We start from the raw sequence: 10,272 nt of genomic DNA on the forward strand, positions 1-10,272 counted from the left end.
TCAATCGTCGTCGACGATGATGATCGCGGCGCGCGACTGTTCGCCGATCTCGGCGCCGTCGCCGGGATCGGAGAGTTCGATCAGGAACAGTTCGGTGCTTTCCTTCACTGCGTCGGACACCAGCGGAATGGTGATGGTCGCGGAGCGTGCGCCAGCGGGAATCGTCTCGGTTCCCGGGCCGATGCCGGCGAAATCATTACCCGCCTCGGCGGAGTTCGGCAACAGGTGCCATTCGAAGGTCACCGCCTTTGCCGCACTGCCCGAACGCTTCACCGTGGCTTTCACGCTGCCGTCGCTTTCGGTCGAAACGAAGGTGTCCTTGTCGAAGGCGATCGTACTGCGGCCCGCCGGGGCTTCGGCCGCCTTCGGAGGCTGCTGCGCGGGCTCCTGTCGCGCCGTGGGTGCCGGCGTCGGATCGCCCTGTTTCGTCGCGGAGGATTCGACCGGCGCCGCGGCGATCGCCTCCGGCGGCGTGTCGGAAGGTTCCCCGGCTTCAGCCGGCAGCTGTGCAGCAGGCAATGGCGCCGGATCGGCGATGACTTCGGCATCGCCCGCCGGCGGCGATGGCGCCGTGGGCGTTGCCAGCTGCGGCAGCGAATCGCGATTGAACCAGTAAGCCGCTGCCGCGCCGCCCGCGAGCAACAGCACCAGCGCCGCCATTCCCAGGCCGCCGAGCTTCCGCCGCTTCGGCGCCGCGACGATCATCTGCGGCGGCATCAGCCGCTGCGGCACTTCCGCGCAGCCGAGCGCCGCGATCAGTTCGACGACGTCGATCTTGCGTTCGGCACGCGACCATTTGAGTCCGGTCTGCAGCGCCGTCCATTGTCTGCTGGTCAATCCCGCGATGCGCTGCGGCGGCCGGCCCTGGGCGCGCGCCAGCGGCGCCGAGCGTCCGCCGAAGGGATGCTGTCCGGACAGCAGTTCATACGCGATGCACGCGAGACTGTAGACGTCTTCGCCCGCTTCCGCCGGTTCGCCATTGACGCGTTCCTCGCTCGCATACGCGAGATTGACCGCGGGCTGGCGACCGCCCAGGACCGGATCGCCGATCCAGGGTTCGGGTCGATGCGTGTCGACCTGTTCGCGGCGCGCGAAGCCGGTGTCGAGCAGCTTGACCTCGCCGTTGGCCGCAATCATCACGTTGCCCGGCCGCAGATCCGAATGCACCACACCGCGACGATGCGCATGCGCGAGACCGGCGCCGATGCTGCCGAGGATGGCGAGCGCCTGTTCGCGCGGCATCGGCCGGTGATCGAGACGTTGCAGCAGGCTGGAGAGCAGTTCGCCTTCGAGCAGTTCCATCACCAGGAAGTACGTCGGACCGTCGCGATCGAGATCGAAGACGCTGACGATGTTGGGATGCGACAGCGACTGCGCCATATGAAACTGGCGCTCGAGTTCGCCGAGCGCCTGCGGGCGATCGCGGTAATTGCGCTTGAGCACGCGCAGCGCCACGCACTGCGCGGCAGGATCGAGATGCGCGCGATGCCGATCGAGCGCCTTGTAGACGGTGCCCGCATTGCCGCGGCCGAGGATCGTGAGCAGTTCGTAACGATCGCGCAGCACACCGCCGGGCGCACTCTCATCGGCCGCCGGATGACGCACGGGCGGCATCGGGCGCGAATGCGGCGCTTCCCGCACGAACTGCATGGGATCGACGAATGCCGCGGCGGGCCGGCTGGCCTGCGTCTCCTGCTCCGCGGCCATCCGGCGCCAGCGGGTGCCCGTGGTGTCCGCAGACACCGGCGCGGGATCCGTCGTGGGCGACGTCGGACGCGAGGCTGTTTCGTCCTCGTCTTCGGATTGATTGACGACGCCGAAGACGAGCTGCGCGATATCGCTCTTCAGCGTGCGCGCCAGCGCCGGATCGACGCGGCCGCGCCGCTGGTACTGATCGAGCAGCGCCAGCGCATCCCACGGCGCCTCCGGATTGCTGCGACAGATCTCCAGGAACGAAGCCTGCATCTGCGCACGATCGCACCGGCCGGCGGTGTAATCGTCCAGCCAGATGGCAAGATCGCCGCGTGCATCGGCGGTTTCGTCGCTCGGCCCGTTGCTCATCGAGACACTCATTGCGGTCGAAGTCTATGAGACGCGACGCAGACGCACATCTGTCGCTCGCTCCCGACCGGACCCGACCAACGTGGGTGCTGCCCTGCCCACAATTTCTGGCGCTATTGCTGGATCAGCGTCTTCTCCATCCGGTAGTCGTCCATGACGAAGCCACCGCCGATGTCCATCACGATCGGTGCGGCGATGCGAAAGCCGAGGCGTTGGTACGCCTGGACTGCCGGATTGCCCTTGTTGACTGTCAGCCATAGCCGACCCAGATCCCGCTGACGCGCCCATTCCTCGATGAACGTCATGATGGCGCGGCCGGTTCCGCCGCCGCGCGCCTCGCGGAGCAGGTAGAACTTGCTGACGAACAGGCTGCCGTCCTTGTCGGGTCGGATCGCCGTGTAGCCGATGGGCGAACCGTCCCGCCGCACTGTGAAGTAGGCGTAACCCTCGCGCACCTGCTGCTGCATCGCCGCTGCGGTCTGGAATTTTTCCACCATGTAATCGACCTGATCGCGCCCGATCAGCGGCACGTAGTACTCGTACCAGATGGTCCGGGCCAACTCGGCAATGGCGGCGATGTCGGCGTCGGTGCGCGCGGGGTCGAAGGTGAGCGTCATGACCGCCAAGGTATCAGGGACCGTCGAGCTCCTGCTGCAGCTTTTTTTCATCCAGCTCGCCGCACCACTTCGCGACGACGACGGTCGCGACTCCGTTGCCCACCAGGTTCGTCAGGGCGCGCGCCTCGGACATGAACCGGTCGATGCCCAGAATAAGGGCCAGCGCGGTGACCGGGAGTGTACCGACGGCCGATAGAGTCGCCGCCAGGACGATGAAGCCGCTGCCCGTGACGCCGGCCGCGCCCTTGGAAGTCAGCAGCAGCACGGCCAGCAGGGTGAGCTGATCCAGCAGGGTCATGGGCGTGTTGGTCGCCTGGGCGATGAACACGGCGGCCATGGTGAGGTAGATCGACGTGCCGTCGAGATTGAAGGAATAGCCGGTCGGGATGACCAGGCCGACGACCGGCTTGGAGCAGCCGGCGTTTTCCATCTTGGTCATCATGCGCGGCAGTACCGATTCCGACGACGAGGTACCGAGCACGATGAACAGTTCTTCGCGGATGTAACGCACGAACTTGCCGATGCCGAAACCGTGCAGACGCGTGACTGCACCGAGCACGACGAAAATGAACAGCAGGCAGGTGGCGTAGAAACAGATCATCAGCCAGGCCAGATCCCCCAGCTTGCCGACACCGTACTTGCCGATCGTGAAGGCCATCGCGCCGAAGGCGCCGATGGGCGCCAGCCGCATGATCATGCCGATGATCCGGAACAGCACCTGCGACAGGCGCTCGATGAACTCGTAGACCAGCCGCGCCCGTTCGCCCGCTGCGTGCAGGGCGAAACCGAACAGCAGCGCGAACAGCAGGATCTGCAGGATTTCGCCGCGCGCGAAGGCATCGACGACCGTCGTCGGGATCACGTTCATCAGGAAGTCGACGGTGCTCTGTTCCTGCGCCGCGTGCTCGTAGCCCGCGAGTTTGCCGGCATCCGCCGCGTCGACCTGCATCTTCGAGACGTCGATGTTCATGCCGGCGCCGGGCTTCACGACATTGACGACGACCAGGCCGATGATGAGCGCGACCGTACTCATGATCTCGAAATACAGCAGCGCCAGCATGCCGGTGCGTCCGACCGACTTCATGCTCTCCATGCCGGCGATGCCGGAAACGACGGTGCAGAAGATGATCGGGCCGATCATCATTTTCACGAGCTTGATGAAGCCGTCGCCCAGCGGCCGCATCTGCGCCCCGACTTCCGGAGCGTAGTGCCCGAGCAGCACGCCGATCGCAATGGCGACGAGGACCTGGAAATACAGCGTGCGATAGAAGGGCTGCGGAGCTGCGTCGGTGGCCATGACCCGGCATCGTTGTTATAGGCGACCGGGACAGGCTACCGACGACGGTCGCAGTTGCAAGCGCGGCCGCGTCCGGCGGATGCAAAGAAACAGGAAGCTCTTCCTGTGGGGCCGGCTTCAGCCGGCTCTTCAAGTGCAAGGCCGGCTGAAGCCGGCCCCACAGGAAGAATCAAAGAAGAGGAAGTTCTACGCAGCAGGCGCCGCGAATCGCGCGCCGCTCGCGGTGCCCGGCGTGCCGTTGACCCAGATCCTGCCTTCGCGCGCATCGAGCCGCACCACGAGGCCGAGCGGCCGCACGGTTTCCTTGCACTCCACCGGCAGGCGGCCGTCGGAGAAATACGCCTTGGCCAGGTCGATCACGGTGGCCGCGGGATCAGCCATGCCCGGCGTGGTCGGCGTATGGCCGAAGATGCTCACGCGCCAGCTCTGCTTGCGACCGCCGCCCGCCCGCAGTTCCTTGCAGAAGCGATCCATCAGCAGCAAGTCGGAACTCAGGGTGTTGTCGGTGAGATCGAGCGGTTGGTCGTTGTCGGTCGCGACATAGCGCAGATGCAGAAGTCCCGCGACCGGCTGCGTGTCGTCGTAGACGCACACCGCCAGCGCCGCCGTCAGCTCGGCAACGAGCTGCGACTCGCCTTTCGAGACGAGATACGCATCAGGCTGGACCAGCATTTCCGGACGGGCTGCCGACATTCGGATTCTCCGGAACGCGAGCGCGTTCCTCGATGGCAGTTTGCCGGTCGGGCACCGCGTACGGTGAGGACTGGATCACGGAAATCGGTGCGGTCGCGACCGCTCGTCGGCGCGACTGACACGTTTGGTTGCTTTGTGTCATTGCCTGGCGACGCCTCGGGCGTTGTCCGATCACTTCGGCGGGTGTTCCTTCCTTGCGCCGCCGAACGTCGTGGCTTCCGTGGCGATGAATACCTCGCGCAGAAAGTAGATCAATGCCGCCGCGAGACTCAGCAAAGCCACTACGAACGTGATCGCGATCGGCATCGCCAGATCGATGTGCAGCGAGGAACTCACGAACAGCGCGGCAACCACCAGCGACACGAGCAGGCCGCACAGCACGCACAGCGCGATCGCGCGATTGATCAGGCTGGCGCGCTTCGACAGTACGCGCAGTCGTGCATGCAGCTCCTCGGCATGTTCCGGCGAGGCCGTGTGCAATCGATCCTCCATCAGGCGCGCCCGATCGATGATGCGGCCGATGCGCGTCGCGAGCACGTTCAACGTGGTGCCGACGCCGGCCAGCAGGAAGACGGGCGCAACCGCGAGTTGAATGACCTGCGCGACGCCGGTGACATGGAACAGCGAATCGGTGAGGGTCATTGCGATGCGGCTTCTTTCTTGTTGTTCGACCGTCCTGCGCCGGATCAGGCCTTCTTGATCAGACCTTCCGCCTGCATCGCCGCCTGCGCGGCCGGACGCGCCGCGACGCGCGCCTGGAACGCCTGCAGGTTGGCGAATGCGGATACGTCGACGTTCACCGCACCGGACCAGTTCACGCAGACGAACAGATAGGTGTCGGCGGCCGAGAACGTATCGCCGAGCAGGTACTGCCGGCCGGCGAGTTTCTGATCCACGTACGCAAGTCGCCCGGCCAGCCGCTCGCGCGTGATGGACTTGTAGTCCTCGGGCGTGGCGGGATTGAACAGCGGGCTGTAGCCCTTGTGCACTTCCGAGGTAATGAACGTCAGCCATTCCAGCATCCGGTAGCGGGCCATGCTGCCGGGCGGCGGCGCCAGATTCGCGGCCGGATACGTATCGGCGATGTACTGCAGGATGGCCGCGTTCTCGCTCAGGCGCTCGCCGGAATCCAGTTCCAGCACGGGTACGTAGCCGTTGGGATTGACGGTGCGGAAATCCGCGCCGGCGTCCATCAGCTTGGTCTTGGTATCGACCCTGACGAGATCGAAGGTGGCCCCGGCTTCGCGCAGGGCGATATGCGAAGAAAGGGAACAGGCACCGCGGGCGTAGTAGAGCTTCATGACGTATCTCCGGACTGGACGCCGGCAACCATACACGAATCTTCCCCGCCGACGTATTGCAACCCTTGCGTCGCGGCCCGCGTCCAAACCGCATCACGACAGGAGACCACCATGACCCGATTGCTGTATGCATTGCTGTTGACCCTTCCGCTGCTCGCGGCAGCCGACGACGACATCTCGAAGGTCAACCGCGCGATTCGCGTCGAGGCCGGACAGGTGGTCGGCGACGTCGGCACGGTCAATGGATCGATCACGATCGGCGACGGCGCCACGGCGAAGTCGGTCGAAACGGTCAACGGCTCCATCACGATCGGCAATCGTGCAGCCACCAGCAAGATCGAGAGCGTCAACGGCGGCATCCGCCTGGGCGATCAGGCGACGACGGGCTCGGTCGACACCGTCAACGGCAGCGTGCGGCTGGGCGCCGGCGCGCAGGTCAGCGGCGATGTCTCGGCCGTGAACGGCTCGATCTCGCTGGCGAAGGGCACGGACGTGCGCGGCGAGGTGGAGAACGTCAACGGCCGGATCGAACTCGATGCAGCGCACGTGGGCGGCGGCCTCGAGACGACCAACGGCAGCATCACCGTCGGTCGCGGTTCACGCGTCGAGGGCGGCATCCTCGTCGAGAAACTCCGGGGCACGAACTGGTTCGGCAATCGCAAGCCGCCGGTGATCGTCATCGGGCCCGACGCCGTCGTGCAGGGCGAGCTGAAATTCGAACGCGAAGTCGAACTCTACGTGAGCGACCGCGCGCAGATCGGTCCGGTCACGGGCGCGACGGCCATCAGGTTCTCCGGCGAACAACCGGACTGAATCCCCTCTCCCTGTGGGGCCGGCTTCAGCCGGCCTCTGGCTGTGGGGCCGGCTTCAGCCGGCCTCTGACTGTAGGTCAGGCTTCAGCCTGACAGCTCAGGCCGGCTGAAGCCGGCCCCACAGAGCGACGCAAAGCGCGCCTTTCGCGCGTAAAAACCCTATGTCGGGCACGTGACCCGCCTGTCAGCATCGACCTCGCGCATGTCATGCCGTCGCGCAACGACGCAGCGCAGGGGAAGCAATCGTGGGGAACGGGACCTCGGCCTGGCTGCCGCGGCCATCGGCAGGTCGTACCTGGTTGATCACCGGTGCCACCGGCTTCATCGGCAGTCATCTGATCAAACCGCTGCTGCGCCGCGGCGATCACGTCGTCGCACTCGCGCGCCGGCCCGAACGCGCGCGGCGCCAGCTCGGCGCCAGGGTTCACGTCGTGGCTTCGCTCGCGGACATCCCCGACGAAGCGTCTCTCGACGGCATCGTCAATCTGGCCGGCGAACCCATTCTCGGACGGCCATGGACCGCCGCGCGCCGCCGGCGACTGCTGGCAAGCCGCATCGACATCACCCGCGGCATCGTCGGACTGTGCAATCGCCTGCACACGCGTCCGGCCGTGCTCGTCAACGGCTCGGCCGTCGGCTACTACGGCGTGCGTGGCGATGAACCGGTCGACGAAAGCGACCCGGCGCAGGCAATGTTCCAGAGCCGGTTGTGCAGCGAATGGGAGGCAACCGCCTTCGCCGCAGCCACCACCGGCATGCGCGTCACGTGCATCCGCATCGGCGTCGTGCTGAGCCGCGACGGCGGCGCCCTGCCGCGCCTCGCGCGACCCGTGCGCTGGTACGCAGGCGCAATCCTCGGCAGCGGCCATCACTGGCTGAGCTGGATCCACATCGACGATCTCATCCGCCTGCTGCTGCAGACGCTCGACAACGGCCGCTACAGCGGCGCGATCAACGGCACGGCGCCCGAACCCGTGCGCTACGACGAGTTCTATCGCCTGCTCGGCCGCGCACTGCATCGACCGATCTGGATGCGCGTGCCCGCCGCCATCGTCAGGGCGGGACTCGGCGAAATGTCGCAGCTATTGGTAGAAGGCCAGCGCGTCATTCCGCGGCGTGCACAGGAACTCGGGTTCGAGTTCCGCTACGACACGGCTGCGCGGGCGCTGAAGGCGATTTACGGGGCTGCGTGAAGATTCCACGGAGAAGACGAGGAGTTTCACACGGAGATCACGGAGAGCACAGAGACCGGAGAAGAGAAGAGGAATTTCCACGGGGGACACGGGGAGCACGGGGACAAGAGAAGATTTTTTCTGTTCCGAGCCCCGTGTTCCCCGTGTCCCCCGTGGAAAATTCTTCTTCTCTGATCTCCGTGCTCTCCGTGTGAAATTCCCAGCCTTCTCTTACCGCATCAGCACGAGTTCTTCCGCCATGGTCGGATGGATGGCGACGCACTCGTCGAACTGCGACTTGCTCAGGCCTGCCTTCACGGCAACCGCGAGTATCTGCACGATTTCCGGCGCATCGGGACCGATGAGATGCGCGCCGACGACGCGATCGGTCGCGGCATCGACGACGAGCTTGTAGAGCGCGCGTTCGTCGCGACCGGCGAGCACGTTCTTCATGGGGCGGAAATCCGCCGTGTAGACCTTCACTTCGCCGAGCTTGTTGCGCGCCTCGGCTTCCGTCATGCCGACGGCCGCGAGCGGCGGATGACTGAAGACAGCTGAAGGAATGCATTCGTAGTCGAGCTGCGTCGGTCGATTGCCGAACACGGAATCCGCAAAGGCCTGGCCTTCGCGGATGGCGATGGGCGTGAGCTGGATGCGGTTCGTGACATCACCCACCGCGTAGATCGACGGACACGTGGAGCAGTTGTTGCCGTCCACGCAGACGCCGCCCTTCGGATCGAGCCGCACGCCGGCGCTGTCGAGACCCAGGCCATCCGTGTTCGGCACACGGCCGACCGCCACGAGCACGGCATCGCAGGCCAGCGTCATCCCGCCGCTCAGCGACAGCGCGAGTGCGCCGTCGCCGTTCTTCTCGATGCGCTCGACGGCCGTGTTGAGCAGGAACTGGATGCCCTTCGCCATCGAGATCTGCAGCAGGCGGTCGCGGATCTGCTGATCGTAGCCGCGCAGGATCTGGTCGGAACGATGGATGAGCGTGACCTTCGAACCGAGTCCATGAAAGACGCCGGCGAATTCGTTCGCGATGTAGCCGGCGCCGACGATGGCGATCCGCCGCGGCAATGCCGGCAGATGAAACGCGTCGTTCGAGGTGATGGCATGTTCGCGACCGGGAAATTCCGGCATCTCTGGCCGTGCACCGGTCGCGATGAGGATGATGCGCGCGGTCACGGTGCGGTCGTCGATGCGCACGCTGTTCGCGCCAGTGACGACGGCGCGGCCGCGATGCATGACGACTCCGTGATTGGCGAGCGTCTGGGTGTAGATCTCGCTCAGTCGCGAGACTTCGTTCAGCACGTTGTCGCGCAGCGTCGGCCACTCGAAGCGCGCGCCGTCGATGCACCAGCCGAAGTTCTCGGCGTCTTCGAGATCCTCGGCGAACTGGGAGCCGTACACGAGCAGCTTCTTGGGCACGCAGCCGCGGATGACGCAGGTGCCGCCGATGCGGTGATCCTCGACGATGGCAACGCGGGCGCCGTGGCCCGCGGCAATGCGCGCGGCACGCACGCCTGCCGAGCCGGCGCCGATGACCAGCAGATCATGGTCGTATTTCGCAGTCATTCCACTCTCCCGACGATGGTCGCGCCGCCTTCACGCATGCCAGAATCGGCCGCATGAAAGATCTGACGTCCGCGATCGTCACGCTGTTCCTGATCATGGATCCGCTCGGCAACGTGCCGGTGTTCCTCTCGATCCTCAAGGACGTCCCGCCGGCGCGGCGCCGGATCATTCTGATCCGCGAAGTCCTGATTGCCTATGTCGTGCTGCTGGCCTTCCTGTTCTTCGGACGCCACATTCTGCAGGTGCTGCATCTCGATCAGGAAACGATCAGCATCGCCGGCGGCATCGTGCTGTTCCTGATCGCATTGCGCATGATTTTCCCCTCGCCCGGCGGATTGCACGCCGACGCGCCGGAAGGCGAGCCGTTCGTCGTGCCGCTGGCGATCCCGCTGATTGCCGGACCGTCGACGCTCGCGGCACTCCTGCTGCTGCAGCGTACCGAACCGGGCGCGACCTGGGACCTGTGGATCGCCGTGACGGCGGCGTGGGGGCTGACGGCGGCGATCCTGCTGGCAGCGCCGTTCTTCTATCGCATCCTGCACCAGCGCGGACTGATCGCGATGGAGCGGCTGATGGGCATGCTGCTGGTGATGATCAGCGTGCAGATGCTGATGAACGGGATCAGGAGCATCTAGCTGCGAGCAGCGAGCGATGAGCTGTGAGCCAGAGCCCATCCGGCTCTAGCTCCAATAATGGGATGGACCCGTCCCCCCCTTTGATCCGGCGACATTGAGTGCGCCA

10 protein-coding genes are annotated in these 10,272 nt (G+C 65.6%); 3 read left to right on the plus strand and 7 right to left on the minus strand.

Annotated elements, in window-relative coordinates:
- The 6 genes from V7D81_RS14425 to gstA form a co-directional block, all read right to left on the minus strand.
- Entirely contained in the window at nt 1–2,061 is a 2,061-nt protein-coding gene (locus V7D81_RS14425; protein WP_324317430.1) for a protein kinase domain-containing protein, read from the minus strand.
- Between the two features lie 113 nt (nt 2,062–2,174).
- A complete protein-coding gene (locus V7D81_RS14430; RefSeq protein WP_324317432.1) occupies nt 2,175–2,678 on the minus strand; it encodes a GNAT family N-acetyltransferase in 504 nt (167 codons plus the stop codon).
- 13 nt (nt 2,679–2,691) lie between these two features.
- Complete coding sequence (locus V7D81_RS14435; protein ID WP_324317434.1) at nt 2,692–3,975, minus strand: dicarboxylate/amino acid:cation symporter; 1,284 nt, start codon at nt 3,973–3,975, stop codon at nt 2,692–2,694.
- 186 nt (nt 3,976–4,161) lie between these two features.
- Nucleotides 4,162–4,668 (minus strand): hypothetical protein, encoded by a 507-nt coding sequence (locus tag V7D81_RS14440; RefSeq protein WP_324317436.1) that lies wholly within the window; start codon nt 4,666–4,668, stop codon nt 4,162–4,164.
- A 171-nt stretch (nt 4,669–4,839) separates the two neighbouring features.
- Nucleotides 4,840–5,310, minus strand: a complete 471-nt coding sequence (locus V7D81_RS14445) for a DUF2721 domain-containing protein (protein ID WP_324317438.1) — start codon at nt 5,308–5,310, stop codon at nt 4,840–4,842.
- Nucleotides 5,311–5,354: 44 nt separating this feature from the next.
- Entirely contained in the window at nt 5,355–5,969 is a 615-nt protein-coding gene (gene gstA, locus V7D81_RS14450; protein WP_324317440.1) for a glutathione transferase GstA, read from the minus strand.
- A 111-nt stretch (nt 5,970–6,080) separates the two neighbouring features.
- Here gstA and V7D81_RS14455 point away from each other — a divergent pair, with 111 nt between their 5' ends.
- Nucleotides 6,081–6,782 (plus strand): hypothetical protein, encoded by a 702-nt coding sequence (locus tag V7D81_RS14455; RefSeq protein ID WP_324317442.1) that lies wholly within the window; start codon nt 6,081–6,083, stop codon nt 6,780–6,782.
- Nucleotides 6,783–7,026: 244 nt separating this feature from the next.
- Entirely contained in the window at nt 7,027–7,974 is a 948-nt protein-coding gene (locus V7D81_RS14460) for a TIGR01777 family oxidoreductase (RefSeq protein WP_324317444.1), read from the plus strand.
- A 210-nt stretch (nt 7,975–8,184) separates the two neighbouring features.
- On the opposite strand, the gene gor is transcribed toward V7D81_RS14460, so the two are convergent.
- Nucleotides 8,185–9,531, minus strand: a complete 1,347-nt coding sequence (gene gor / locus V7D81_RS14465) for a glutathione-disulfide reductase (RefSeq protein ID WP_324317446.1) — start codon at nt 9,529–9,531, stop codon at nt 8,185–8,187.
- Nucleotides 9,532–9,584: 53 nt separating this feature from the next.
- Between gor and V7D81_RS14470 the strand changes: the two genes are divergently transcribed.
- Complete coding sequence (locus V7D81_RS14470; protein WP_324317448.1) at nt 9,585–10,166, plus strand: YhgN family NAAT transporter; 582 nt, start codon at nt 9,585–9,587, stop codon at nt 10,164–10,166.
- The last annotated feature ends 106 nt before the right edge of the window (nt 10,167–10,272 follow it).

This window comes from Povalibacter sp. (genome assembly GCF_036735925.1).
In the GTDB taxonomy this organism is placed as follows: domain Bacteria; phylum Pseudomonadota; class Gammaproteobacteria; order Steroidobacterales; family Steroidobacteraceae; genus Steroidobacter.